Below are 25,990 nucleotides of genomic sequence, written 5' to 3' on the forward strand. Positions count from 1 at the left end.
AGGCAGCCACAGCCCGCCTTAACTCTGCGAGGATGAACGCATGGCAGCACAATACGACGTCCTGATTGTTGGCGGCGGCATAGCCGGGTTGTCCCTGGCCTCGGCGTTGGCGGGCAACTGCTCTGTGGCACTGGTGGAGGCGGAGCAGGAACTGGCGTACCACACGTCCTCCCGCTCCGCCCGCCAGCTCATCCCCAGCTACGGCCCGCCGGTGGTGCAGGAACTGACGGTCCGGACACTGGAGTTGATCGCCGCACGCGATGCCGGGTTGCCCGAGCCCGTGCTCACGCCGCGCAGTTTTATGCTGATCGGTTCGGAGCAGGCGGTGGCAGCCGAAGCGAGCGGCCACATGCGGTCCATCACCCAGGCCGAAGCGCTGGAGCTCTGCCCGGCACTGGTCCCTGACTCGTTCGCTGCCGCCGGCCTGGACACTGGCTCCTTCGGCTGCAACGCACCGCTGCTGCTGGAGGACCACCGGCAGCGCGCGCTCGCCGCCGGGGCGGACATCATCACCGGCGCCCGGGTCCATTCCGCGCAGCGCCTCGGCTCCGGCTGGCAGGTTGGAGCGGGCATGGAAGCCTTCGAAGCGGGCGTCCTGGTCAACGCTGCCGGCGCCTGGGCGGACGAACTCGCAGTCATCAGCGGGGTGGAGAAGCTCGGGCTGCAGCCGTACCGGCGGACTGCGGCAATTGCCGCCGTCGAACGCCCCTTGCCGGAGCACAGTCCCATGGTGGCGGCGGCGGACAACACGTTCTACTTCCGCCGTGAAGGCGGTGACGTGCTGATCTCGCCGTCCGAATCCGTGCCGAGCGGGCCCGAAGACGCCAAGCCGCGGCCAGGGGACGTAGAGCGACTGGTCGCCAGGCTGAACCAGGTGACCACGCTGGGCATCACGGAAGTCCGCCGGGCCTGGACGGGGCTCCGGACAGAAGCTGCCGACGGCGTTCCCGTGGCAGGTTTCGACGCCGAAGCGCCCGGCTTCTACTGGCTCGCCGGCCAGGGCGGGTATGGCTTCCAGACCTCATCGGCGATGGCAGAGCTGGCCGCGGCACAGATCCTGGCAGGACAGCAAAGTGCCGGTCATCAGAGTGCGGGTCATCGAAACGCTGGTGAAACAGCGGACGCGGGTCCGGCATCCCGGACAGCTCAGGCGCTGGCAGCCACCCGCTGGTCTGTCCGGCGCTGAAGAATGGTGACATGAGCACCCTGATCACCAATATCGCCGAGCTGATGACGCAGGACCTGGAACACCGGGTCCTCAAAGATGCGGCCGTGGTGATTGAGGGTGAACGGATTTCATGGATCGGCGCCGCTGCTGATGCTCCCGCCGCGGATGACGCCGTCGACGCCGGTGGGCGCGCCATGCTTCCCGGCTGGGTGGACTCCCACACCCACCTGCTGTTCGCGGGCGACCGGACGGCGGAATTCGAGGCGCGCATGGCGGGGGAGTCCTACTCCGCCGGCGGCATTGCGGTGACCATGAACGCCACCCGGGCAACGTCCGACTTCGACCTCACCCGGCTGGCCCTTGGCCGGGTGGCCGAAGCTGTGTCTCAGGGGACCACCTACATCGAGACGAAAACCGGCTACGGCCTGGACATCGAGCATGAAGCACGGAGCGCCCGCATCGCCTCCACCATCGCGGACCAGGTGACGTACCTCGGAGCGCACCTGGTGCCCGCCGGGCAGGATCCGGACGCCTACACCGACCTCGCATCCGGCCCCATGCTCGCCGCTGTCCGGCCTTACGTGCAGTGGGCTGACGTCTTTTGCGAGGATGGGGCCTTCGATGCTGAACAGTCCCGCCGCGTCCTGCTGGCCTGCCGCGACGCCGGACTTGGACTGCGCGTCCACGGAAACCAGCTCGGCGAAGGGCCCGGTGTCCAGCTGGCGGTGGAACTCGAGGCGGCCAGCGTGGACCACGTGAACTACCTCGCGGACAAGGACGTGGACGCGCTAACGGGGACCTGGGCCGGCTGGGATGCCACCACCGGGACGGGGCGGCGGGGCACGGTGGCCACATGCCTGCCTGCCTGCGACCTCTCCACCCGTCAGCCGCTCGCCCCGGCGCGGGAGCTCCTGGATGCCGGCGTCCAGGTGGCGCTCGCCTCCAACTGCAATCCGGGCACGTCCTACACAAGTTCCATGGCCTTTTGCGTGACGACGGCGGTGCTGCAGATGCGTTTGAGCGTCCACGAGGCGGTCCGGGCAGCGACGTACGGCGGCGCCCTGGCGCTGCACAAGGACAAGGGGAACGACGTCGACGGCGAACGGGCGGTGGGTTCCATCGCCGTCGGACACCGGGCGGACCTCCACCTGCTTAACGCTCCGTCGGCCACGCACCTTGCCTACCGCCCCGGCATGCCCCTGACATACGCTGTATGGCGGGCCGGAGCGCGGGCACGCTGACCAGTTGCTTGGAAATGACGTTAGATGATCATTTCGGTTCTGTTATGATCAAAAAGCGTCATCGGAGCTGGTGGCGGGAGTATTTGGAGGCCTCTGCATGACCCGCACCGACCGACTGACGGCAATCCTTGACCTCCTCGCCAAAACCGGCCAGGTGGAGGTCGAAGAGATCGTCAGCAGTCTCCACGTCTCGCCTGCCACTGCCCGGCGCGACCTGGACAGCCTGGCCAAACGCCGGCTGCTCACCAGGACCCGGGGCGGAGCGACCACAGGGGCGCTGGCCTACGACCTGCCCGGCCGGTACAACCGGGACGACCATGCCGAGGCCAAGCAGCAGATCGCGCAGGCCGCTTCCGCTCTCATTGCTCCGGGCGCCGTCATTGGCCTTTGCGGCGGCACCACCAGCACGGTGCTGGCGCAGATCCTGGCCACCCGCGAGGACCTGAACGCCCCGTCCAACCAGCCCACCCTGACGGTAGTCACCAACGCCATCAACATCGCCGGGCAGTTGGCCGTGCGGCCCAACATCAAGGTCATGGTCACCGGCGGCATCCTGAATCCGCGGTCCTACGAGCTGGTGGGCCCTTACACGGACATCATCATGCAGAAAGTGGTGCTGGACATCGCGTTCATCGGGGTCAACGGCATCGATCCGGAAGTGGGGCCGACCAACACGGGGGAGGGCGAAGCCTCGGTCAACGCCCTGCTGGCCAGCAGGGCGCGTGTCTCCTACGTGCTGGCCGACTCCTCCAAAGTAGGGGTGCGCGCTTTTGCCACCATGGACGGGTACAACTTCACCCGGCTGATCACTGATGCGGGCATCTCCGCCAAGGACAAGGCCGCGTTTGAGGCCAACGGCACCGAAGTGATTGTTGCCGGCAGCTGACGCTTCCGAGCTGTAACACGTCCCTTAGGCACGGCGGGCCGGGGCACCCGGGCGCAATCAGTGCGGATCCAGAAACAGCAGGCAAGATGGGTACATGCTGGTTCCCTCCCGCCGTCGTTTGCGGATCGAAGTCTGGATAGTCCTGGGTTTGTCGCTGGGGCAGTCTGCCGTCTACTCCGTGGTGCAGCTCCTGGACAAGATGACCCGGGCGCCGCTGGCGGAAGGCACCTCCACACTCAACCGCTCACAGAGTACCCGCGAGTATTTCGACCTGACCTACCAGTTGCTGGACATCATCTTCGCGCTGGTGCCGGTGCTGCTGGTGATCTACTTCCTCACCGACCAGCGGCAGGCGGCGGCGGGCGACGGCGGCCATTCGGCTTCTGCTTTCCGAAAACTTGGGTTTAACTTTGCACGCCCGGGCCGGGACCTGCTCCAGGGGCTGGGGCTGGCAGCGCTGATCGGAATCCCGTCCCTGGGCCTCTATGCGGCGGGCCGGGCGCTGGGCATCACCACCGCCATCATTCCCAGTGCGTTGGACGCCTACTGGTGGACAGTGCCGGTGCTGATCCTGTCCGCGATCCGCCATGCCGTGGTGGAGGAAGTTATCGTGGTGGGCTACCTGCTGAACCGGTTCGGAAAGTTCGGCTGGAGCGTGCCGCTGGCCATCGCGGTGAGCTCGCTGCTGCGCGGCAGCTACCACCTTTACCAGGGCTTCGGGCCCTTCATCGGGAACGCGGTGATGGGGGTCGTCTTCGCCTGGCTGTATACCAGGACGCGACGGGTGATGCCCCTGGTGATTGCCCACGCCCTGCTGGACATCGTCGCGTTCGTTGGCTTCAGCCTCTTCGGCAAGGCAGTCGGACTGGGCTGAGGCAGCCAAGCTGGCGCCGCAAGGTGCGGTGCGACGGCGATCCCTCCGATGTTGTGAGCCTTCACTGACCCCGTGGTCGGTTTCGCTCCCCAAGTTCAGCCACCATAGGTGGTTGGTCAGGCGGGTGGGGCGTGCAGGAACCGCTCCAGGCATTCTTCGCCTGGGGAGATCCCGATGTAGACAAAATCGGGTGGGTCCCCGGACACCGCCTGCAGCTGGTTTGGCCAGTGTGGTGGTTCCCAGTCCTGGTGTTCGCTTTTGTAGTGCCTGCCGGTGGGTGAGGTCCAGCCGGGTGGTGCGGTTTTGGTGGCGGGGGTGGGTTTCCAGCCGCTGGTATGCCGTAGCCGGTGATGTTTGGGGCAGGGCTGTCCCAGATTCGATATCCCGGTAGTGCCGCCTTGATGCCAGGCGAGGATGTGGTCGGCTTCGTTGTCGAGCGAATTGTTGCTGCATCCTGGAAAGGGGCATTTGCCATCCCGCAACCTAAGCCAGTTCCGCATGGCCTGGCTGATCCGGTACTTTGTCCGGCCGATCTCCAGTGGCGCCCCGTCCCTCGGGTCCACCAGGACCCGGTAAAACGAAGCGGCCCCGTCGGCGACGAGTTGACGTGCCATCGACGGTGGAATGGGGCCGTGGCCGTCCAGCATTGCCGGCTCGTCGGTCAGGCCCATCAGGGAGAAAACCGGAACGGTGACCAGCACTTGGGCGCCGATCGACGACGACGGGCCACCCGTTCCTGCGACGACCCCGGCGCTGTCGCCACCACCGACACTTTCATCGGCACCTACCGGAGTGTTGCCGCTGCTGAGAATCGCTGTGGAGAAATTATCGGCCTTCAATTGGGGCAGGGTACGGGGCTCGTCCGGTCCCTGCATCCCCCGTGCGATGGCCGTGAGCCGGTTCCAGCCCGCCAAAGCATGGTGGGCAGGCAGGTAGGCGGAGAGCCAGGCCATGCCGTCCTGATCCGGCCGGTATTCCACCCGCCGGTCCGCGATGCCCCTGGCGTGGCGTTTCTCAATGGACTCAGGGTGGTGGCGCTCCCGCCAGTTCCTGGCCTTGGCCTTGAACCGGTACGCCGGCAATTCCCCGATCGGCGCAGCCGTAGGCGGCCTGGGCACGTCCGGGTCCAGGAACTGTGCCTCCAGCGCCGCCGCGCCAGCGGGGTCAAGGCTGGCCGTTTCATCAACCATGGCCAGGGCGTGCTGCCAAGTAATCGTCCCGGACTGCAATGCCGAAAGGGTGGGCGGCAACTCCTTGCACAGGGCGTGGGCTGCGGCCAGGAACGCACCCGCTGCCCGGGAACCGAGGGCCAGGAGGCAGCCGATTTCCGCGGCGACGGCCATTTCCTGCGCCTGTACCGGCGCGTCGGGCCCCGCAATAGCTCGGGCGGTATCCGCATACGTCACGGCAGCCCGGGCCTTCAAACCCGCAAACCCGGCCTCCACCACCCGCGCCCCGGCAAGAATGTCCAGGCACCCATCAGCCAGTCCGGCCAGCGGATCAGCATCCGAGAACGGGTCCGAACCACACTCATCCACCTCGGCATTCAGCACAGCAAGAGCGGCCTTGATGTCCTCAAACGCCTTAGCCACCGCCGCTTTCCCCATAAACCCATCATGACAAGGGGGTACGACAATTTGTCGGGCTCTGCGAGTGAGGTGTGCAGCAGAAATTGCGTGAGCTTAAAGGCAGAAGTGGATTCGGCCGCCATCGGCAGGTGACGCCGTTGTCACAAGCTGATGGCGGCCGAAGTTTGGAAGATCAGGCGCCCAGGCCGAAACCGGGCACACCACTGCGATGCCCGGGCGCCAGTGCCCGGGCATCGTAAGGAGGGTTAGATGGTGACGGCTCCGGTGGAGGTTTCGAAGGTGACGGACAGAATGCCGGGCGTTCCGTGCGGAGCCACCCAATCAACGGCCACATCCTCGAGCGGCTTCTCCACGGGCTCACCCAGCCACTCGGTGACGCGTGCCGCCGAACCTGCGATGGTGAGGCAGCTCATCTTGACGTTGCTGTCGTAGGCATTGGACGGGTGCAGGGACGGATCGCCCTCCCACTTGAGCATGTAGGGGACCTGGGGGTCGGCGATCAGGCCGAGGATGCCAATCTGCTGCCAGACGAGTTCGCGGCCGTCCGGAAACTTGCGGTTGCCGTTCACCGCGGAGCGTCCGAGCCGCTCCTCGAACGGGGCGAGGTCGTCCACTTCGACGCACCAGCCCATCCAGCCGCCGCCCGCAGCAGACCGCGCACGCACAGCCTGTCCGAAGGGGGCCTTGTCTGAAGCAGGGTGGTCCAGGACCTCCACGACTTCAAGGTACTTGTGGCCGGCGAGCGGGATAATCATGTTGCGGGTGCCGAACCGGGGGTGTACCCCACCCTTCACTGCCTCAACGCCGAGGGCAGAGGAAATTCGTTCGGTAGTGGCCGCCAGGCCATCGTGTTCACAGGCGTAAGAGACGTGATCCATGCGCATGCCATCATCTTGGCACTTTGTGATCGGGCTCTCAGCTAAGGGTACCCTTACTGGGATTTTCGCTGGTGAACCCCCATAAACCAGGGCCCGCGGAAATCTTCTGGACCATGTTCGTCACAATCCTGTCCGGCACCGGGTGCGTGTTCCTACACTGGGCTCAGGTCATGAGTGCCAGCATCAAGCCCCGGCTCGCTGGCCGGCAACCCTCCAACCGCGGTGGGGTGCCCCGGGTGAGGACCTGGCTGTCCGGCATGGGCTGGATGGCAAGCGCGGCCCGCAGTGCTTTCGAGCGTACCGGGCCCATGTCAAAGGAGCCTTGAATTGTCCAACGGATGGTCCTTCGAAACCCGCCAGATCCATGTTGGGCAGGAGCCGGACAGCGCCACTGGCGCCCGCGCCCTCCCTATCTACCAGACCACGTCTTTTGTGTTCCCGAGCGCGGAAAGTGCTGCCAACCGCTTCGCACTTGCCGAGCTGGCTCCCATCTATACCAGGATCGGCAACCCCACCCAGGAAGCCGTGGAACAGCGGATCGCCAGCCTTGAAGGCGGCCTGGGGGCCTTGCTGCTCAGCTCCGGGCAGGCCGCAGAGACGTTTGCCATCCTGAACATCGCCGAGGCGGGGGACCACATCGTGGCCAGCCCCAGCCTCTACGGCGGCACCTACAACCTCTTCGCCCACACCCTGAAGAAGTTCGGCATCTCGGTCACTTTTGTGGCGGACCCGGACAACCTGGACCAGTGGCGTGACGCCGTCCAGCCCAACACCAAGCTATTCTTCGGCGAGGTGGTTTCCAACCCGCGGCAGGATGTCCTGGACATTGAAGGCGTGTCCCGGGTTGCCCATGACGCCGGCGTGCCCCTGATCGTGGACAACACCCTGTCCACCCCCTACCTGATCAGGCCGCTGGAATGGGGCGCGGACATCGTGGTGCACTCGGCCACCAAATACCTGGGCGGCCACGGTGCCGCCATCGCCGGCGTGATCGTGGACTCCGGAAAGTTCGACTTCGGCAAGGACCCGCAGAAGTTCCCCGGTTTCAACACCCCGGACCCCACTTACAACGGGCTGGTGTACGCCCGCGACCTCGGAACAGACGGAGCGCTGGGGGCCAACCTGTCCTACATCCTCAAGGCCCGGGTCCAGTTGCTGCGCGACCTCGGTTCTGCGGTGTCGCCGTTCAACGCCTTCCTGATTGCCCAGGGACTGGAGACGCTGAGCCTGCGGGTGGAACGGCACGTGGCCAACGCCGTGGACGTTGCCCGGTGGCTGGAAGGAAGGGACGACGTCGAATCCGTCGCCTACGCCGGGCTGCCCTCCAGCCCCTGGTACGAGCGCGGCCGCAAGTACGGCCCGAAGGGTACCGGCGCCATCGTGTCGTTCAACCTGGCCGGCGGGGCCGAGGCCGGGAAGCGCTTCGTGGACGCCCTGGAGCTGCACTCCCACGTGGCAAACATCGGTGACGTCCGCTCCCTGGTGATCCATCCGGCGTCGACCACGCACAGCCAGCTCTCCCCGGAGCAGCAGGAAATTGCCGGCGTGACGCCCGGACTGGTGCGGCTTTCGGTGGGAATCGAACACATCGATGACATCTTGGCGGACCTCGAAGCCGGTTTCAGGGCTGCCAAGGAGGCCAGCGGCGCTTGATCCGCGGGCAGGCGCTCGGATCCAGACGGCCACCAGCGGCGGCAAGCCGGGAAGTCACAACCAGTCACACTCTTGGCGGGAGGCCGGGGCTGTTTCGTACACTCGATGCAGGTCATGAGTGCCAGTGACAGCCCCGGCTTGCTGGCCGGCAACCCTCCTACCGCGGTGGGGTGCCCCGGGTGAAGACCTGGCCTGCCGGTCAGACGACGGCAGGCAAGCGCGTAGAAGAGGTCTTGCCATGACGGTTACCGTCACCCGTACCACTGTTCCCGAGCATGGGATTGTCCGCTATGCCTCCATCGGGGGCCTCAAGCTGGAAGCCGGCGGATACCTGCCGGATGTCACCCTGGCCTACGAGACCTGGGGCACGCTGAATGAGGACGGCAGCAATGCAGTCCTGATCGAGCACGCGCTCACCGGAAGCACCCACGTGACAAGGGGCGACACGGATGAGCCCGGTTGGTGGGAACAGCTCGCGGGACCGGGTGCGCCCGTGGACACCGACCAGTTCTTCGTCGTCTCAATCAACATTGTGGGCGGCTGCTACGGGTCCACCGGTCCGTCGTCGCCCGCACCTGACGGCAAACCCTGGGGCTCCCGGTTCCCGCTGGTGACCCTCCGGGACACCACCGAGGCGGAGGCCCGGCTGGCGGACCAGCTGGGCATCAGCAGCTGGTTTGCCGTACTGGGCGGCTCGATGGGCGGCGCACGTGCGCTGGAATGGGCGGTGACATATCCGGAACGGGTGCAGCGCTGTGCCGTGATTTCCGTGGGGGCCGCGAGTACCGCCGAGCAGATCGCCTTCGCCCAGGCACAGACTCTCGCCATCCGCCAGGACGCTAACTTCAACGGCGGTGACTACTACGGCGGGCCATTGCCGGAGGATGGCCTGGCCCTGGCCCGGCGCATTGCCCACATCACGTACCGTTCGCCGCTGGAACTGGACGGACGCTTCGGCCGGGCACCGCAGGCCCCCGAATCGCCCTTCCAGGGCGGGCAGCTCGCGGCGCGCGGGCGCTACCAGGTGGAGAGCTACCTGGACCATCAGGGCACCAAGCTGGTCCAGCGCTTCGACGCCAACAGCTACATCGCCATCACCGAAGCGCTGATGAGCCACGACATCTGCCGTGGCCGAGGACCCCTCGAGCAAACCCTGTCCCGTGCCGATGCGCGGTTCTTCGTAGCCGCCGTGGATTCGGACCGGCTCTACTTCCCGTCCCAGTCCTTGGAGCTGGCCCGGGCCCTCCCCGGAGACGTGGACGTCCACTTCATCGAGGCGCCCATCGGTCACGACGGATTCCTCACGGAAATAGGCCAGCTGGGAAACCAGCTCCGGACAGGTTTCCTGGTCTGACGGCGGGCTGGTCTGACCGCTGCCTGGGTTCCTGGCCTGGCTGCTTCCTAGCCGTTCATGATCTCGCTGCGGCGGGCCATGTAATCCTCCATGGAGAGCTCGCCGTTGCTGTACTTCTGGTCCAGTTCCGCAAGCTTGCGCGCGCGGTAGCCCTGCGGGGCCGACGGCGGAGGGGGAGTGGCCGGGGCCGCGGGCTGCTGCGGGGCTTCTTCGGGCTGGCCGGGCAGGGGCTGTCCGTGCTGTCCGTAACCGGGCTGTCCGTAGCCGGGCTGGCCAAACGTCGGCTGCCCGTAGGGCGGGAACTGCTGGTCCATCGGCGGGACCGGCTGAACGGGCGGCAGCGGCGAGCCCGGGAGGGGCTGGGGCTGGTCAAGCTGCCGGAATCCGCCACCGAAGTAGTCCTGCTGGGTGAAACCGTCCCGGGGCTGGTTGCTCTGCGGGCCGTTGGAACCGGGGTACATGCCGCCGCCCGGGAACTGGTCCGGGTAGCGTCCCGAAAAGCTCTGCTCGTGGTTCCTGCGGGCCACGGACTTCCGGTACATCCGCATGGCCATCGGGACCAGGAACGACAAGACGATGATCCAGAAAAACAAGTTGCTCACGGTGCCGTGCCTCTCATTGGTGTCCTTCCAGCTTAAGCCCGGGCTTGCACGCGGACCGTGGGGAGCTCCATAAAGGCGCCATACCTATCCACGGCTTCCTGAACTGCCGCAGCCAGCGGAGAGCCGGGAGCGGCATCCGCAGAGGAGAGGCGGATGTCCAGTTCGCACCGGCCCGGAAGCAGCGTGTGCCGCCATGATCCGGCCATCCGCCCGTCCAGCAGCACCACATGCATGGGTTCGCCCTTGAACGGAAAGGCCGGCGCCCCGCCTCCCATGTAATGCCGCGTGGCGGAATAGCCCATCACATACTCGTCGTAGCACTGGATCAGGTCTATCCGCGGCCGGACTTCCGAAGCACCACCAACGCCAGCACCACCAGCGCCGGCGCCACCAGCACCAGCGCCGGCCCCGGCGGCGTCGAGGCTTCCCGCGTCCAGACTTCCGTCGTCACTCCCCGCATCGAAGTAGACAACGACGCCGTCAATCACCGTTTCGGCCAGGGCTTTGGGGTGCGCCTCGACAGTGAGTTGCAGGCCCTTGCGGACGTCCGTCATGGTCAGCCCGGACCAGTCGGCGCAGTCCTTGACCGTCGCCGGGCCCCGGCTGGTGAAATAGCGGCGGGCCAATTCGGCGAGTGCTTCAGGCCGGCCGGGCTCAGGTTCCGCCCCGACGGGCACCCGCTCGTCGAAAAGCGCATACGTCTGCTTCAACGCCCCGCCCGCGCTGCGCACGGGCCTGCCGCTCACCAGGACGCCGCTGATTTCGGCGTGCATGATCAGGTAGGCAAGCTGCAGGCCCTTGGCCGGGAACCCGGCGTCGTGAAGGCTCGCGGCGAGGCCTTCCCGGGACAGGTGGTTCCCGCCCGCAACCGCGCCGGCCAGGACCTCGTCACTCCGGGCGGCAACGGCTGCATCGATGCCGGTGTGCCGGTACGTGGCGGCATTGGCTTGCTCGAGCCGCGGTGCGGAAAGCGCCAGAAGCCAGCGGAGATCATCCCGGTGGACAAAATGCCAAGTGGGCCGGAGGATATGCGTCCGCAGGATCCGCCCGTCTGCCACGGCCTGCTCGATGTCCGCCGCGGTAACGGCTGGTGCAGCTGCGGCTGACACGCGCTGCGCCAAACTCCACCGGGCGTAGGTGAACTCCTGCGCTTGCACGGCGAGCAGCGCCCGCAGGGCTGTCTCCGGGGATGCGGCGCCGGGGTCGCGGAGCAGCTGCGACCGCAGCCGCCGCCGCACCACCTGCTCCGGTTCCATGCACAACCCCTTGAAACTACTCAGCTGCCCGCACAGGCCGTCACCACAATCACTCTGCTAGCGCCGGGCAGCCTCGGTGGTCCCGAGCGGACCCTCGCCGGAACCCAACGGAACGCCCGGGCCGAACACAGGTCCCGGCGTCGGCCGCTTTGCGCTGATCCCGTCACCCGAGGACTGGTGCCGCAGCCGGCGCAGCACCCAGGGCACAAAGTACTCGCGCGCCCAGACGAGGTCCCCGGAGCGTGCCTCGCGCCAGGTCTGCGGCGGCAGTGGCTTGGGCTGCAGCGGCTTCAGAGTGTGCTCCACATTCAGTGCATCCAGGACCATGGCCGCGATGGTGTGGTGGCCCAGCGGCGAGAAGTGAAGCCGGTCCACGTCCCACATTTGGGGGTCGCTGAGCTGGCGCAGGGACCACATATCGGCGATGATCGCGTCGTGCCGCGCAGCAACCGTCCGCAGGTTCTCGTTATAGATGGCCACCTTGCTGCGGATCCTGCCCAGTACCGAGGAACCCGTGTCCGGGCCGTTGAAGAGGACCACGGTGGCGCCGCCCAGAGCCAGGAGCTGGACCACGGAATCGAGTTTCTCGGCCAGGGCGTCGGGGTCGCCGCCCGGGCGGAGCAGGTCGTTGCCTCCGGCGGAGAGGGTCACCAGGTCCGGCTTCAGCGCCAGGCACGGGGCCAGTTGTTGGTCCACCACTTGTTGGACCAACCGGCCACGCACCGCAAGGTTCGCATAGGCAAAGTCGGGCTTGGTGCGGCTGAGTTCCTCCGCCACCCTGTCGGCCCAGCCGCGGTAGCCGCCGGGGCTTGAGGGCTCGGGGTCGCCGATGCCCTCGGTAAAGGAATCGCCCATTGCCACGTACCGGGTCCAGGGGTGGGATCCGGCAGGGGCAGCGGCCGTCTGAAAGGTACTCGCGTCAGTCACGGTCCTATCCTGCCTTCCGTTTCGGAAGCTACGCGAACGTAGGTTGTTACCTTCGGGTAACTGTAAGAATGGAAACCATGACTGAAGCCGAAGTATTTCCTGCCCCTGTTGTTTTGTGGTCCCATCCCGAGGACCAGCGCGACGGCAAGCCGCTGCTGGTGCTGCTGCACGGCTACGGCGCCAACGAACAGGATCTGCTCAGCCTGGCCGACCTGCTTCCGGATGACTTCGCAGTCGCTTCCGTCCGGGCTCCGATCGCCATGGGCCCCGGCTTCACCTGGTTCCCGCTCACGGCGTCCATCGATTACTCGCTGGACCGGGTGAAGGCGGCTTCGTCGTTCGTGCTCGACTGGATCGACACCATCCGGGCCGGGCACCCCTCGGTGACCCTGCTCGGCTTTTCGATGGGCATGGCCATGGCCACCACGCTCCTGCGGCAACGGCCCACGGACTTCGCGGCCGTCGTCGGCCTGTCAGGTTTTGTGGTGGATGCCGGGGACGATCCCAGCTTCAGGGACTCCGAACTGGACGGCACCGTCCCACTGTTCTGGGGCCGCGATCAGCAGGACCCCGTCATCACGCCGGACAAGATCGAATACACCATGGGCTGGGTCCGCCGGCACGTTAATCTCACCAAGGTGCTGTACACGGGCATGTGGCACGGGATCAACCAGCAGGAGATCGGGCACGTGTCCGAGTTCCTCACGCACGAGGTGTTGAAGAAGTAGGGGTACGACGGCGGGCGGCGCCGTGCGCTGCCAGGCCGTCCCGGTGTGGAGGGCGGGTGCGGCAGCCGGTCAGGCCTCCGGCGCGACGACCTTCACTGTCTGGTTGTTCACCGTGACCGTGTCCCCGTTGTGCAGCTGGCGGCCGCGGCGATCGTCAATTTCCCCGTTGACCTTAACGAGCCCGTTCTTGATCAGCTCCGCCGCCTCCACGCCGTCCTCCACTAGGTTGGCGAGCTTCAGGAGCTGGCCAAGGCGGATCATGCTGTCGCGGATGGGGATCTCTTCAACGTTGCTCATGAAGCAATAATGCCTGACGTAATGTGGATTCAATGACCTCCTCCCCCCGCCTGCCCCTGCTCGCAGGCCTGCCGCTGGCGGTGGGCTCGGGCCTTGCCATTCCAGTCCAGGGCCGCATCAACGGTGCGCTGGGCGCCCGGTTGAACGACGGCATCGCCGCGTCCGTGGTGAGTTTCAGCACAGGCCTCCTGGTGATGATCCTCATCTCGCTGCTCCTGCCGCGGGGCCGCGCCGGGCTGGCCAGCATCCTTCCCGCTGTCCGGAACAGGGCTTTTCCCCGGGTCTACGTCCTCGCCGGCGGCATCGGCGCATTGTTCGTCTTCGCCCAGTCCTTCACCGTGGGCATCCTCGGCGTCGCCCTCTTCACCGTGGCCACCGTCACCGGCCAGACCGTCAGCGGACTGCTGGTTGACCGGCTGGGCATCGGGCCCGCCGGCAAGAAATCAGTCACCGGGATCCGGATCATCGGCTGCCTGCTGACCATAGCGGCCGTCGCCTGGGCCGTTTCGCCCCGCTTCACCGGAGCCGTGGGCGGCACGGGAGCCGCCGGTGCCGCCGGTGCACCCGACGCCGGCCCGTCCGACTTGCTTCTTCCGCTCCTGCTGCCCGTGCTGGCAGGCTTCCTGATGAGCTTCCAGCAGGCCATGAACGGGACGGCCACTGTCCATTACGGCACTCCCATCGCCGCCACCCTGGTCAATTTTGTTGCCGGCTGCCTGGTGCTCTGGACCGCCTACGGCATCAAACTGGCGGTGGCCGGGCCGGGCAGCCCGCTGCCGGGGGAGTGGTGGTACTACGTGGGCGGCCCCATGGGCTGTGTGTTCATCGGTCTGGGCGCGCTGCTGGTCCGCAGCCTGGGCGTGCTGGTCACCGGGCTGGGCATGATCGCAGGCCAGTTGCTCGGCTCGCTGGCGCTGGATGTGATCCTGCCCGCGCCGGGAACAGTGGTGGCGCCGGCCACCGTGCTGGGAACCATCCTGACACTGGCCGCCATCGTCCTGGCAACCCTGCCCTGGCCGCGGGGAGCGTTCCGAAGACAGGCACCGGTAGGCTAGGACACGCAGCTTTCACGCATCTTTCCTTCATCCGCCCCTCCCGGCAGCCAGCGGTGCTCACCCTTGGCGCAACCGGGGCCTGAAAACCGCGGACCGCACCCAGCGGCCCTGTAGAAATTGGAGTTACCCCCATGGCAGCAAAATCCGTACTCGACCAGGTCATTTCCCTCTCCAAGCGGAGGGGCTTTGTGTTCCAGGCCGGTGAGATCTACGGAGGTTCGCGTTCTGCCTGGGACTACGGGCCCCTCGGCGCCGAACTGAAGGAAAACATCAAGCGCCAGTGGTGGCAGTCCATGGTCCGCGGCCGCGAGGACGTGGTGGGCCTGGATTCCTCCGTGATCCTGCCCCGCCAGGTCTGGGAAGCCTCCGGCCACGTTGAGGTCTTCTCCGACCCGCTGGTGGAATGCCTTTCCTGCCACAAGCGCTACCGTGCTGACCACCTCGAGGAAGAATACGAGGAAAAGAAGGGCCGCCCTGCGGAGAACGGCCTGAAGGACATTGCCTGCGCGAACTGCGGAACCCGCGGTGAATGGACCGAGCCGCAGGAATTCTCCGGCCTCCTCAAGACCTTCCTGGGCCCCGTGGCCAGCGAGGAAGGCATGCACTACCTGCGCCCGGAAACGGCCCAGGGCATCTTTGTGAACTTCAACAACGTCCTCACCACCTCCCGCAAGAAGCCGCCGTTCGGCATCGGCCAGATCGGCAAGTCCTTCCGCAACGAGATCACCCCGGGCAACTTCATCTTCCGCACCCGCGAGTTCGAGCAGATGGAAATGGAGTTCTTCGTCGAGCCCGGCACCGATGAGGAATGGCACCAGTACTGGATGAAGGAGCGCATGTCCTGGTACACCGGCCTGGGCATCCGCGAGGAGAACCTGCGCTTCTTCGAGCACCCGCTGGAAAAGCTGAGCCACTACTCTAAGGGCACCACGGACATCGAGTACCGCTTCGGTTTCCAGGGCTCCGAGTGGGGCGAGCTGGAAGGCATCGCCAACCGCACGGACTTTGACCTGTCCACCCACGCCAAGGCCTCCGGAACGGACCTGAGCTACTTCAACCAGGCCACCAACGAGCGCTACACCCCGTATGTGATCGAGCCCGCCGCCGGCCTCACCCGTTCCTTTATGGCGTTCCTGGTGGACGCCTACACCGAGGACGAGGCTCCCAACGCCAAGGGCGGCGTCGACGTCCGCACGGTCCTGAAGCTTGACCCGCGTCTGGCCCCGGTCAAGGCCGCCGTGCTGCCGCTGAGCCGCAACGAGGACCTGTCCCCAAAGGCCAAGGACCTCGGAACGCAGCTCCGCAAGAACTGGAACATCGACTTCGACGACGCCGGCGCCATCGGCCGCCGCTACCGCCGCCAGGACGAAATCGGCACCCCGTTCTGCATCACCGTGGATTTCGACACCCTCGAGGACCAGGCCGTGACCATCCGCGAACGGGACACCATGAGCCAGGAACGCGTCTCCCTGGACAAGGTGGAGGGCTACCTGGCCGCACGTCTGATCGGCGCCTAAGCCGTGGCCATCGAATACCGCGAATGGCGCGAGGGTGACGACCTCGCCCTCCTGGAAATCTGGGGCGGCCCTGAAACCCACCAGGCCGGGCAGTTCCGCGGGGCCCTGGCGGTGTCATCGGACGGGGTCGGCACCCCATGGCGGCGCTGCATCGTGGCCGAGGACGTCATCGACGGCGTCGGCATTCCCGTTGCGGCAGGCGTGGTGTACGAGGCATCCCTGCACCCGGAACGGCTCTGGACCTACATTGAGGTGGCGCGGGACCACCGGCGCTCCGGCATCGGTGCCACGCTCCTGACAATGCTGCGGCGCGAAACCGAGCAGGCGCCGTCGGGCGTTTCGAAGCTCCGCGCCAAGGTGGAGCCGGGCACTCCGGGCGCCGCCTTCGCCGAACACTTCGGATTGTCGCCCATCCAGCGTTCCCGGCTGGTGGTGGTGGAACCGGGCGCCCTCCGGCTTCCTGTGTTCCCGGCTAACGACAGCGGCGGCGGTCCGGCCAACGACGAAAACGCCGGCTCGGACGTGGTGATGGACCTGGCCACCGGCTCCGTGGAACTGACCGACGTGGTGGGCCGCTATTACACCGCCATCCACGACTGGGATTCCCCCGGGGTACTGTCCGTGGGCCAGGTGCAGAAACTGTTCCTGGACGATCTCACCGGAGCCCACGGCGCCATCGTGCTGCGTGCCCAGCCCGAATCCGCCTTCGGTGCCGGGGTGGCGCCGAGCAAAAAGGGCCGGATCCGGGCCTTCGCCGTCAGCTACGCTGCGCCCGCGGATCCTGACGCTGCCCCGGGACAGTCTGCCGGGCAGGACGCGCCGACGGACGTGTTCGTCGGCCACGAGCCGGCGCTTGCCGCGGACGACGCTGCCGAGGCGGTCCGGGACATCCTGGCCCTGATTGCGTACCAGCACCCGGTGATGCTGGAACTGGACGACTCCATGACGGCTTTGCGCGCCGCCGTCGAGCCCCTGCTGGACAGCGGCAAGGCCCGCCTTGCCGGCCCGGAAACCCTGGTGGTCTCGGACTAAGCCGCCGTCGGGCCAACCCGCCGCCGCACCAAACTGAGTAGCGCCAAGTGTCGTTTTGACCCCTCAAAACGACACTTGGCGCTACCTACTTGGGGGTTACTTGCCGCGGGAACCACGACGCCGGCCGTTCGCAGCGTCTTCGGCGTCCAGCAGTTGCCGCTCGGCTTCGGACGGGGCGCCGCCGCCCAGGTCGGAGGGCATCCACCAGGCACCGGGCGCGGCGGGCAAGGGAAAGTCAGCGATGCAGGCATCAATTCCCGCCTGAAGCCGGGCGCGGAGTTCGGCAGTGGCGGCTTCTGCATCAACGTTCCGCGGGACGTGCAGCGGCTCACCCACCTGGACGCGGACCGGCGCACGCCAGGCCAGCCGCGGCGAAAACCCGTGGCCCCTGGTGAGCAGCAGGTGGGCGCCCCACACGGAGACCGGGATCACAGGGACGCCGGCTTCGGCGGCCATCCTGACGGCACCGGTTTTGCACTCCCGGACCTTGAAGCTCCTGCTCACGCCGCCCTCCGGGAATACCGCCAGGTACTCGCCGCCCACCAGCTTGGCCACGGCCTCGTCGAGGGCGCCGGCACGTTCGGAGTACCCCACCACCACGCTGTTGGTGGCGCTGATGGCCGGGCCTGCGAGCCAGTGGTCGGCCGCACCCTGGTGGATCATGAACCGCAGCTGCGCGTGCGCATGCTTCCACAGCACGAGTTCAGCCGCCGCGAAATCCACATAGCCGAAGTGCGTGATGGCAAAGACCGCACCGCTGCCGGGCGTCGACGCCCGGGCGATGCCCTGGCGTGGTCCGGGTGCCGGCAGGTGCTCCGTGCCGGTGACAAGGATTCTGATCTGGAAGGCCCACCGCAGGAAAAGGCCAAGGCGGACAATCAACCGGTAGAAACGGTCACTTGGCCGGGGGCGCCAAGCCATGGGGTTCCTCTCGTTTGGGATACCGGTGCAGGCAGGACGGATAAGGTGCCTACAGCGTCACCTGCACGGATGATTCGGGCAGCAGCTGGTCGAACCCGCGCGGCAGGGCCGCGTCCACTCCCGCGGACTCATTGAAGGCCTTCAGGACAAAGCCGGTGGACAGCGTGTGCCACAGCCGGATCTTTCGGAGCATAAAGTGCCCGGCGCCCTTCAAAGACACGTACTGCATCGAGGTGGCACCGGCAGCCGCGCGCCGGGCAAACGCGAGCGACGCCGAGGGGCTGGTCCACCGGTCGAAGGTGCCGTGGACAATCAGCACCTTCCTGCCGGTCACGCCGGACACCGGCGTCCCCGGGCTCAGCCATGGCGCCAGGGCCACTACCGCTTCCACTTGGGGGTGGTCCGCGGCGCAGACGGCGGTCAGGCCGCCCATCGAATGACCTACCAGGAACACCGGGACGTCCGGGTGCTGGCTGCTGATCTGCTGGAGGGCCCACCGCGCATCCTGCAATGGCGTCATGTCCTCCCCGTTCCAGCCCCGCACGCTGTTGCGGAGGGACCACACGGCAAGCCCGTGCTGCCGGCCTGCACGGTGGATGTGCCTGGCAAAAGGCACCATCCGCGCCGGGCTCAGGTGCCGGGCCTCCACCGGCTCCCGGCTGTGGGACTTCCCGCCATGCAGCACCAGGGCAATGCCCAGGGTGGGCCCGGACGACGGCAGCACACTGAGTGCGGGCCGGTGCACCACTTCCGCGGCTGCTCCGCCCGCGTCCAAGCTGCCACTTTCCTCTGTACTGCGATTGGCCATGCCCGGTTCCTCCCCGTACTGCCGATCCATTTATCAACCCTACGGCGCCGGACGTAGAGTTCAACGTATGAGGTTCTACTGCTGATGGGGTCCGGCCACTCCCACGCGCCTACAGATCATTCGGAGCCGACCCCTGAGGCGATTGCCGCCCGCCGGCGGGCAAACCGCATCCTGGCCGCAGTGCTGATCCCGCTGGCCCTGCTGACGCTGGCCGGCATGGCGATGCTCTGGCCCTCGGGAAGCAAGGAAGGCATCTCCCTGGCCAACCCGTATTCGGCGGCCCCTGGCGTCTCCTTCGATACGGGCACCATACAGAGCGTGGTCACCGAAAACTGCATGCAGGGCGTCAGCCAGCAGAACCCCGGTGAACAGGGCCAAACAACGCAGGGCCAAACCCAGCAGGGCCAGGGGTCGGACTGCACGTTTGCCTTCACCGAGCCGGACAAGGGCGGAAACCCGGTGAAGGTGGTCATCAACCCGGACATCGCCATGTCCCACGGCGTCAAACCCGGCGACCAGATCCGTTACCTGAACCTGTCCAAAGCGCAGGGCGCCTCGGCGGGACAGGGTTCGCCCGCCTATATCTTTGTGGACTTCGTCCGGACGCTGCCGATTGTCCTGCTCGCGTTGCTGTACGCCGCGGTGGTGATCGCGGTGGCCCGCTGGCGCGGCCTCCGGGCGCTGATCGGACTTGTCGGCGCCTACTTCGTGCTGGCCAGCTTTATGCTCCCGGGCCTGGTGGAAGGGAAGCCGCCGCTCCTGCTGGCCCTGGTGGGATCCACGGTGATCATGATCGGGGTCCTGTACTTCGCCCACGGCTTCTCCGCGAGGACCTCCACAGCCCTCCTGGGCACCATCTTCGGCCTGGCGATCACAGCCCTCCTGGCGGCGTGGGCCACCGGCGCGGCCAACCTCGCGGGCGTGGGCAACCACGAGGCAACCACCCTGATGAACACCTCGGCCAACATCTCCATCTCCGGCGTGATCCTGTGCGGGCTCATCATCTCGGGGCTGGGTGTGCTCAACGACGTAACCATCACACAGTCCTCCGCGGTGTGGGAGCTGTACGAACTCGCACCGCAGAGCAGTGCACGGAAGCTCTTCACCTCAGCCATGCGGATCGGCCGCGACCACATCGCCTCCACCGTCTACACGATCGCGTTCGCCTATGCCGGCGCCGCCCTGCCGATCCTCATCATCGTGATGCTCTACGACCGTCCCCTCGCGGACACCCTCACCAGCGCGGAACTCTCCGAAGAAGTCATCCGCACCCTGGTCGGTTCCATCGGCCTGGTCCTGGCCATCCCGGTCACCACCTTGATTGCCGTGCTGGTTGTTAAGGCCACGGGCTCAGGGGCAGCTGAGGTTGACGGGTCCGGTGCCCGGGAATCGGACGACGGCGGGGGGCCGCCTTCAAGGGGACGCGTTGGTGCCGAGGCAAGAGCCCGGGCTGCTGTCGATCCGGACGATGTCACGGACACCGGTGCGCTTGCAGCCGCAGCCCTCCAAACCCGTCGGGGCCGCAGGGCCGCAGAACGAAGCTGACGGCCGCGGGTCCGGCAGCGCACGGCGGACGCGGCACCCGGAATACACGATTTGCCCGGCTTTGCGACAATGGACAGGTGACTGTTACAGCAACGCCTCCCGCCCCCAAGCTGGAACTCCCGCCCCTGAAGCTGGGCCCCATCACCGTGGACACGCCGGTGATCCTGGCGCCCATGGCGGGCATTACCAATTCGGCTTTTCGTCGTTTGTGCCGTGAATACGGCGGCGGCATGTATGTGGCCGAGATGGTCACCTCCCGCGCCCTCGTGGAGCGGACCCCCGAATCCCTGCGGATCATTTCCCACGACGACGACGAGAAAGTCCGTTCCGTCCAGCTGTACGGCGTGGACCCGGTGACGGTGGGCGCCGCTGTGCGCATGCTCGTGGAGGAAAACCGGGCAGACCACATCGACCTGAACTTCGGCTGCCCGGTGCCCAAGGTGACCCGGCGCGGCGGCGGCTCCGCCCTGCCCTGGAAGATCGACCTCTTCACTTCCATCGTGCAGACTGCCGTCAAGGAAGCGTCCAAGGGCAACATCCCGCTGACCATTAAGATGCGCAAGGGCATCGACGAGGACCACCTGACATACCTCGACGCCGGCCGCATCGCCCGCGATTCCGGCGTCGCCGCCGTCGCGCTGCACGGCAGGACCGCCGCCCAGTTCTACTCGGGACAGGCCGACTGGTCCGCAATCGCCCGCCTCCGCGAGGCGCTGCCGGACATCCCGGTCCTGGGCAACGGCGACATCTGGTCCGCAGAGGATGCCGTGCGTATGGTGCGGGAAACCGGCGTCGACGGGGTTGTGGTGGGCCGCGGCTGCCAGGGCCGGCCCTGGCTGTTCGGCGACCTCCAGGCTGCCTTCGAAGGCAGCGACGCCAGGCACAAGCCGAACCTGCGCCAGGTGGCCGAGGGTGTGTACCGGCACGCGGAACTGATGGTGGAAACTTTCGGTGACGAGGGCAAAGCGCTGCGAGAGATCCGCAAGCACATTGCCTGGTACTTCAAGGGCTACGTGGTGGGCGGTGAACTGCGCACGCGGCTCGCCCTGGTAACCAGCCTCCAGATGTTGCGCGACACGCTGGCCGAACTGGACCTCGAATCCCCGTACCCGGGCGTCGATGCTGAGGGTCCGCGGGGCCGCGCCGGCTCTCCCAAGAAGCCGGCCCTGCCCAAGGACTGGCTGGAATCCCGCGCCCTGAACGCGGACCAGTCCCGGGACATCTCCGCTGCAGAGCTGGACGTTTCCGGTGGCTGAGACCCGGACTGCCGCTCCGGTACTGCCGGGCTATGACAGCGACGATTCCGCCCGCTGGGTGGAGGAGCCGACCAAGAACGTCTACCGTTCTGACTTTGAGCGTGACCGGGCCAGGGTGCTGCATTCCTCAGCTCTCCGCAGGCTCGGTGCCAAGACCCAGGTGGTGGCTCCGGACACTGACGACTTTGTCCGGACCCGCCTCACCCACAGCCTCGAGGTGGCCCAGGTGGGCCGTGAACTGGGCCGTGCCCTGGGCTGCGACCCCGACGTCGTAGATACCGCCTGTCTCAGCCACGACCTCGGCCATCCGCCGTTCGGGCACAACGGGGAGTCGGCGCTGAACGAGGTGGCGCACGCCATCGGAGGCTTCGAGGGCAATGCCCAGACCCTGCGCCTCCTGACCCGGCTCGAGCCCAAGGTGCTGACGGCGGACGGCCAGCCGGCCGGACTGAACCTCACCCGGGCCAGCCTCGATGCGGCCGCCAAGTATCCCTGGTCCGCCCTGGAAGCCCCCGTGATCCACGGCCAGCGGACCAGCAAGTTCGGTGCCTACGAGGACGATCTCCCCATCTTCAACTGGATCCGGGAAGGCGCCCCGGAGCGCCGGTCCTGCCTGGAGGCCCAGGTGATGGACCTCGCCGACGACATCTCCTATTCAGTGCATGACGTGGAGGACGCCATCGTGGCCGGGCATTTCCAGCTCCGCTGGATGGACAACCCGGACCACCGTGCCCGTGTAGTGGGGTATGCCAAGCAGTGGTACCTGCCGCACAACGATCCCGCCGCCATCGACGCCGCCCTGGCCCGCCTCGAGGCCACCGACGTCTGGGTTCGGGAAGCGGACGGCAGCCGCAAATCCATGGCCGCCCTGAAGAACATGACCAGCCAGCTGATCGGCCGGTTCTGCCAGAGCGCCCTCGAGACCACCCGCGCCGTGTACGGCCCGGAGAACCTCACCCGGTACAGCGCCCAGCTCATGGTCCCGGACGAGACCGTCATGGAGATCGCCGTCATGAAGGGCCTGGCCACCACCTTCGTAATGACCACCGAGCACCGCCAACCCATCTATGAGCGCCAGCGCGAAGTGCTGCACGCGCTGGTCACGGCCCTGAGCGCCACCGGGGACCGCCACCTCGAGCCGATGTTCGCCGCTGACTGGCGTGACGCGCCCGACGACGGTGCGCGCCTTCGCGTGGTCATCGACCAGGTGGCGTCACTCACCGACGGCTCGGCGCTGGCCATGTACGAACGGCTGGTGGGGAGCCTCCCATCGCTGTGGTGAGGAACGCCATAGGGCGCCGGCCGCCGTCGTACCCCGGGCCTGGAAGGTCACTGCCCGGGGCTAGGATTGCTCTGTGCCTGGGCTGATCAAACGTGAAGATATCGACGAAGTACGCCAGCGCACGGACATCAAGGAAGTGGTTGACGGCTACGTGACGCTCAAGGGCGCCGGCCTGGGGACCTTCAAGGGGCTGTGCCCCTTCCACGACGAGCGCTCGCCGTCCTTCACCGTCCGCCCGCAGGTAGGCCGCTACCATTGCTTCGGCTGCGGCGAGGATGGCGACGCCATCGCCTTTGTGCAGAAACAGGACCACAGTTCCTTCCAGGAAGCCGTGGAGAAGCTGGCCGCCAGGATCGGCTATGAGCTCCGGTATGAGGACGGCGGCACCGGCCCCAACCGCGAGGAAGTGGGGCGCCGGCAGCGGCTGCTGGACGCCCACAAGATCGCCGACGAGTTCTTCCAGTCGCAGCTGCTGACACCCGGCGCCGCGGAGGCGAGGACGTTCCTGCACGGGCGCGGGTTCGACCGGGCAGCGGCGGAGCAGTTCGGCGTGGGCTACGCCCCGCAGGGCTGGGATGCACTGCTGAAGCACCTACGGAACCGCGGTTTCACTGACGCCGAGCTGAAGCTGACGGGCATGTTCTCTGAAGGCAACCGGGGCATTTACGACCGTTTCCGCGGCCGCCTGATCTGGCCCATCCGGGACATCGCGGGGGACACCATCGGCTTCGGCGCCAGGAAGCTCTACGAGGATGACCAGGGCCCCAAGTACCTCAACACCCCCGAGACCACGCTGTACAAAAAATCCCAGGTGCTCTACGGGATCGACCTCGCCAAGCGCAGCATCGCCAAGGACCGGCAACTGGTGGTGGTGGAGGGTTATACCGACGTCATGGCCTGCCACCTGGCGGGAATCCCGACGGCGGTGGCCACCTGCGGAACGGCGTTCGGCACCGAGCACATCAAGATCGCCCGCAGGCTGCTGTCCGACGACGGCACCGGGGGAGAGGTTATCTTCACCTTCGACGGCGACGCCGCAGGCCAGAAGGCGGCGCTGCGCGCCTTTGAGGAGGACCAGCGGTTTACCGCCCAGACCTATGTGGCCGTGGAGCCGACAGGAGCGGATCCTTGCGACCTGCGCCAAAGCAAGGGCGACGAGGCGGTGCACGCCCTGGTGCAGTCCCGGCGGCCGCTGTTCGAGTTCGCCATCCGCACCACGCTGAAGCAGTTCAACCTGGACACCGTGGAAGGCCGCGTACAGGGCCTAAAAGCGTCTGTGCCCGTGGTCGCCGCCATCCGTGACGCATCTACCCGGACCGGCTACTGCCAGGCGCTGACAGGGTGGCTGGGCATGCCGGACCCCAACGAGGTGCTGCGGATGGTCACGGCAGCAGTTAAGCGCGGCGACCAGGGCGGGCCGGCCGCGTCCGGTCCCGGGGCTCCCTCCCGCGCCGCCCAACCGGGCGGACCCGGCGTAGCTGCCGGACCGTCGTCGGGCGCCGTACCCTCCTTCCACCGGCCGGACCCGCGGGACCCGGTGGCCTCCATGGAGCGGCAGGCGCTGGAAGTGGCCCTGCAGGAGCCTGCACTGCTGGCTGGCGGCATGTGGGACCGCTTCGCCGCTGCCCGTTTTGCCACCCCGGCCTTCCAGGCTGTCCACGATGCGATGCGTGCCACCGGCCCGGCCCTCACCGCCGACCCCGTGCGCTGGGTGGAGCACGTGATGCACGAAGTTCCGGAACCGCTGCGGCCCCTGGTCTCCGAACTGGCCGTGGTGCCGCTCCCTGCCAGCACGGAGGAAGCGGTGCAGAAGTACTGCCGGGACATCCTGGCGAGGCTGTTCGAGCTGCAGATCACCCGGGTCAAGGCCGACAAGATGGGCCAGCTGCAGCGGCTGGACCCTGCGGCGGACCCGGAGACCTATCAGCGGCTCAACCGGGAGCTGATGATGCTCGAAATGGAACGCCGCGCCCTGCGGGCGGAGGCGTAGCAGGCTCCCGCACACTGCGGCGGCGGCCCCGATTTCGTTTCCAGCCGGGGTGTTTGCTAGGCTAATACCCGCTTCATTCCTCCTTAGCTCAATTGGCAGAGCATTCGACTGTTAATCGAAGGGTTGCTGGTTCAAGTCCAGCAGGAGGAGCGCACATTCCCCGTTCCGGGCCACCGGAACGGGGATTTTTTATGCCCCGGAGCAGTCATCCAGCCCGCAAACCCGCCGATTTCACTTTGGTGCGGATCCTTTGCTAATGTCATACCTGCTTCATTCCTCCTTAGCTCAATTGGCAGAGCATTCGACTGTTAATCGAAGGGTTGCTGGTTCAAGTCCAGCAGGAGGAGCCACACAAAAAAATCCCCGTTCCTGCCTTGGGCAGGAACGGGGATTTTTCTGTCACACAAAGTCCATTTCCACCTGCAGGAAACGCTCTGCCTCCGCGATGGCGGCCAGGAAGGCCTCTTTTTCGGTGGGTGACTTCCGCGGCTGGCGCGGGTTCCATTCATGGGGTGCCGAATGGACGCGGACGAATCCTGTTTCCGGCGGCGCGTAGAAGATGCCGAACCGCTGCACGGGCCACTCGGGGGAGGCCTCAGGGGCCACGAGGAGCGCTGCCTTGAAGGCGGGGTTGTACCACTGGGCAATCGGCCGGCGGCGGTCCTCAGTGAACAGCCCTGCCGCGTAAAGGGCCGCTGACTGCTCGCCGCTCTGGGCACACAACCGCTCCCACCACAGTGGCAGGATCCCGGTATCGCACCGTTGCCACGCGGCCGGGAGCTGTGGTTGATCCTGCCAGCTGGGCATGAACAACATTTTATCGCGGGAGGGGCATCCAGCGGCAGACGGCGCGGCATCCGGCACCCTGACCTGAAGAAGGTTCAGTGTGGGTTCCAGGGGCCGGGGTTGACCCGGTGCAGCAACGCGGAGCCGGCCAGCATGCCCAGCACAATCCCGATGGCGGGGTTGCCGAGTGCCCGCCCTGCGAAATAGCCCACGACGGCGCCCAGCACCGCCCCGAGGAAGAGTCCCCGGGGGTTTCGGTGCGGCTTGCGCCTGGCAGGGTCCTTCGGCATCAGCGGGAGGCCAATGGATCGGTCACTGGAGCGACGGTCACTGGAGCGGCCGTCA

The 25,990-nt window shown here is 66.8% G+C and carries 24 protein-coding genes, 2 tRNA genes and 2 riboswitches; of the genes, 16 read left to right on the forward strand and 10 right to left on the reverse strand.

The features are described from left to right. Window positions 1-40 precede the first annotated feature (40 nt). From QFZ36_RS19730 to QFZ36_RS19745, 4 genes are all read left to right on the forward strand, one after another. On the forward strand, window positions 41-1,186 hold the full coding sequence (locus QFZ36_RS19730; protein ID WP_306638811.1) for an NAD(P)/FAD-dependent oxidoreductase: 1,146 nt from the start codon (window positions 41-43) through the stop codon (window positions 1,184-1,186). Between the two features lie 11 nt (window positions 1,187-1,197). Then, window positions 1,198-2,409, forward strand: coding sequence for an amidohydrolase family protein (locus tag QFZ36_RS19735; protein WP_306638812.1), 1,212 nt, complete (start codon window positions 1,198-1,200; stop codon window positions 2,407-2,409). 97 nt (window positions 2,410-2,506) lie between these two features. Then, the gene (locus tag QFZ36_RS19740) at window positions 2,507-3,295 is read left to right on the forward strand and encodes a DeoR/GlpR family DNA-binding transcription regulator (RefSeq protein WP_306638813.1); all 789 of its coding nucleotides are present in this window, start codon (window positions 2,507-2,509) and stop codon (window positions 3,293-3,295) included. 94 nt (window positions 3,296-3,389) lie between these two features. Next, a complete protein-coding gene (locus QFZ36_RS19745; RefSeq protein WP_306638814.1) occupies window positions 3,390-4,169 on the forward strand; it encodes a CPBP family intramembrane glutamic endopeptidase in 780 nt (259 codons plus the stop codon). 116 nt (window positions 4,170-4,285) lie between these two features. Here the strand turns inward: QFZ36_RS19745 and QFZ36_RS19750 are convergent, their stop codons facing one another. Both QFZ36_RS19750 and QFZ36_RS19755 read right to left on the reverse strand, forming a co-directional pair. Then, on the reverse strand, window positions 4,286-5,776 hold the full coding sequence (locus tag QFZ36_RS19750) for an HNH endonuclease signature motif containing protein (protein WP_306638815.1): 1,491 nt from the start codon (window positions 5,774-5,776) through the stop codon (window positions 4,286-4,288). 227 nt (window positions 5,777-6,003) lie between these two features. Beyond that, window positions 6,004-6,642: a VOC family protein gene (locus QFZ36_RS19755; RefSeq protein ID WP_306638816.1), complete on the reverse strand. Its 639-nt coding sequence runs from the start codon at window positions 6,640-6,642 to the stop codon at window positions 6,004-6,006. Between the two features lie 160 nt (window positions 6,643-6,802). Beyond that, a riboswitch (SAM riboswitch) is annotated at window positions 6,803-6,918 on the forward strand. Window positions 6,919-6,963: 45 nt separating this feature from the next. On the opposite strand from QFZ36_RS19755, the gene QFZ36_RS19760 reads away from it, so the two are divergent. Next, the gene (locus tag QFZ36_RS19760; RefSeq protein WP_306638817.1) at window positions 6,964-8,289 is read left to right on the forward strand and encodes a bifunctional o-acetylhomoserine/o-acetylserine sulfhydrylase; all 1,326 of its coding nucleotides are present in this window, start codon (window positions 6,964-6,966) and stop codon (window positions 8,287-8,289) included. Between the two features lie 110 nt (window positions 8,290-8,399). Continuing rightward, window positions 8,400-8,515, forward strand: a riboswitch (SAM riboswitch). A 12-nt stretch (window positions 8,516-8,527) separates the two neighbouring features. Next, window positions 8,528-9,643: a homoserine O-acetyltransferase MetX gene (gene metX / locus QFZ36_RS19765; protein WP_306638818.1), complete on the forward strand. Its 1,116-nt coding sequence runs from the start codon at window positions 8,528-8,530 to the stop codon at window positions 9,641-9,643. Between the two features lie 47 nt (window positions 9,644-9,690). On the opposite strand, the gene QFZ36_RS19770 is transcribed toward metX, so the two are convergent. Genes QFZ36_RS19770 through QFZ36_RS19780 form a run of 3 tightly spaced genes read right to left on the reverse strand, consistent with a single transcriptional unit; the run spans window position 9,691 to window position 12,356 of the window. Further along, window positions 9,691-10,245 carry a hypothetical protein gene (locus tag QFZ36_RS19770; RefSeq protein ID WP_306638819.1) on the reverse strand — a complete coding sequence of 185 codons (555 nt, stop codon included), beginning with the start codon at window positions 10,243-10,245 and terminating at the stop codon, window positions 9,691-9,693. Between the two features lie 32 nt (window positions 10,246-10,277). Beyond that, complete coding sequence (locus QFZ36_RS19775; RefSeq protein ID WP_306638820.1) at window positions 10,278-11,501, reverse strand: winged helix DNA-binding domain-containing protein; 1,224 nt, start codon at window positions 11,499-11,501, stop codon at window positions 10,278-10,280. Between the two features lie 57 nt (window positions 11,502-11,558). Next, complete coding sequence (locus QFZ36_RS19780) at window positions 11,559-12,356, reverse strand: SGNH/GDSL hydrolase family protein (protein WP_306639287.1); 798 nt, start codon at window positions 12,354-12,356, stop codon at window positions 11,559-11,561. Between the two features lie 149 nt (window positions 12,357-12,505). On the opposite strand from QFZ36_RS19780, the gene QFZ36_RS19785 reads away from it, so the two are divergent. Further along, on the forward strand, window positions 12,506-13,156 hold the full coding sequence (locus QFZ36_RS19785) for an alpha/beta hydrolase (protein WP_306638821.1): 651 nt from the start codon (window positions 12,506-12,508) through the stop codon (window positions 13,154-13,156). A 69-nt stretch (window positions 13,157-13,225) separates the two neighbouring features. Here the strand turns inward: QFZ36_RS19785 and QFZ36_RS19790 are convergent, their stop codons facing one another. Next, window positions 13,226-13,453: an RNA-binding S4 domain-containing protein gene (locus QFZ36_RS19790; protein WP_306638822.1), complete on the reverse strand. Its 228-nt coding sequence runs from the start codon at window positions 13,451-13,453 to the stop codon at window positions 13,226-13,228. A 32-nt stretch (window positions 13,454-13,485) separates the two neighbouring features. Here QFZ36_RS19790 and QFZ36_RS19795 point away from each other — a divergent pair, with 32 nt between their 5' ends. From QFZ36_RS19795 to QFZ36_RS19805, 3 genes are all read left to right on the forward strand, one after another. Then, window positions 13,486-14,508 carry a DMT family transporter gene (locus QFZ36_RS19795; RefSeq protein ID WP_306638823.1) on the forward strand — a complete coding sequence of 341 codons (1,023 nt, stop codon included), beginning with the start codon at window positions 13,486-13,488 and terminating at the stop codon, window positions 14,506-14,508. Window positions 14,509-14,639: 131 nt separating this feature from the next. Next, a complete protein-coding gene (locus QFZ36_RS19800) occupies window positions 14,640-16,025 on the forward strand; it encodes a glycine--tRNA ligase (RefSeq protein WP_306638825.1) in 1,386 nt (461 codons plus the stop codon). Window positions 16,026-16,028: 3 nt separating this feature from the next. Continuing rightward, the gene (locus tag QFZ36_RS19805) at window positions 16,029-17,057 is read left to right on the forward strand and encodes a GNAT family N-acetyltransferase (RefSeq protein ID WP_306638827.1); all 1,029 of its coding nucleotides are present in this window, start codon (window positions 16,029-16,031) and stop codon (window positions 17,055-17,057) included. Between the two features lie 96 nt (window positions 17,058-17,153). On the opposite strand, the gene QFZ36_RS19810 is transcribed toward QFZ36_RS19805, so the two are convergent. Then, window positions 17,154-17,978, reverse strand: coding sequence for a lysophospholipid acyltransferase family protein (locus QFZ36_RS19810; protein WP_306638828.1), 825 nt, complete (start codon window positions 17,976-17,978; stop codon window positions 17,154-17,156). 49 nt (window positions 17,979-18,027) lie between these two features. Then, window positions 18,028-18,786 (reverse strand): alpha/beta hydrolase, encoded by a 759-nt coding sequence (locus tag QFZ36_RS19815; protein WP_306638830.1) that lies wholly within the window; start codon window positions 18,784-18,786, stop codon window positions 18,028-18,030. Between the two features lie 84 nt (window positions 18,787-18,870). Here QFZ36_RS19815 and QFZ36_RS19820 point away from each other — a divergent pair, with 84 nt between their 5' ends. From QFZ36_RS19820 to QFZ36_RS19845, 6 genes are all read left to right on the forward strand, one after another. Further along, entirely contained in the window at window positions 18,871-20,331 is a 1,461-nt protein-coding gene (locus tag QFZ36_RS19820; protein WP_306638832.1) for a YibE/F family protein, read from the forward strand. Window positions 20,332-20,408: 77 nt separating this feature from the next. Beyond that, entirely contained in the window at window positions 20,409-21,587 is a 1,179-nt protein-coding gene (gene dusB, locus QFZ36_RS19825) for a tRNA dihydrouridine synthase DusB (RefSeq protein ID WP_306638833.1), read from the forward strand. After that, window positions 21,580-22,869 carry a deoxyguanosinetriphosphate triphosphohydrolase gene (locus QFZ36_RS19830; protein ID WP_306638835.1) on the forward strand — a complete coding sequence of 430 codons (1,290 nt, stop codon included), beginning with the start codon at window positions 21,580-21,582 and terminating at the stop codon, window positions 22,867-22,869. The genes dusB and QFZ36_RS19830 overlap by 8 nt, the downstream gene beginning before the upstream one ends. A 73-nt stretch (window positions 22,870-22,942) precedes the next feature. Then, window positions 22,943-24,859 (forward strand): DNA primase, encoded by a 1,917-nt coding sequence (gene dnaG, locus QFZ36_RS19835; RefSeq protein ID WP_306638837.1) that lies wholly within the window; start codon window positions 22,943-22,945, stop codon window positions 24,857-24,859. Window positions 24,860-24,936: 77 nt separating this feature from the next. After that, window positions 24,937-25,009: transfer RNA gene (locus QFZ36_RS19840), tRNA-Asn, on the forward strand. A 124-nt stretch (window positions 25,010-25,133) separates the two neighbouring features. Continuing rightward, window positions 25,134-25,209 (forward strand) — tRNA-Asn (locus QFZ36_RS19845). A gap of 49 nt (window positions 25,210-25,258) precedes the next feature. On the opposite strand, the gene QFZ36_RS19850 is transcribed toward QFZ36_RS19845, so the two are convergent. Beyond that, window positions 25,259-25,666: a hypothetical protein gene (locus QFZ36_RS19850; RefSeq protein ID WP_306638839.1), complete on the reverse strand. Its 408-nt coding sequence runs from the start codon at window positions 25,664-25,666 to the stop codon at window positions 25,259-25,261. Between the two features lie 74 nt (window positions 25,667-25,740). Continuing rightward, window positions 25,741-25,935 carry a hypothetical protein gene (locus tag QFZ36_RS19855; RefSeq protein ID WP_306638840.1) on the reverse strand — a complete coding sequence of 65 codons (195 nt, stop codon included), beginning with the start codon at window positions 25,933-25,935 and terminating at the stop codon, window positions 25,741-25,743. Window positions 25,936-25,990 lie beyond the last annotated feature (55 nt).

It is taken from the genome of Pseudarthrobacter siccitolerans, assembly GCF_030823375.1.
Taxonomy (GTDB): domain Bacteria; phylum Actinomycetota; class Actinomycetes; order Actinomycetales; family Micrococcaceae; genus Arthrobacter; species Arthrobacter siccitolerans_A.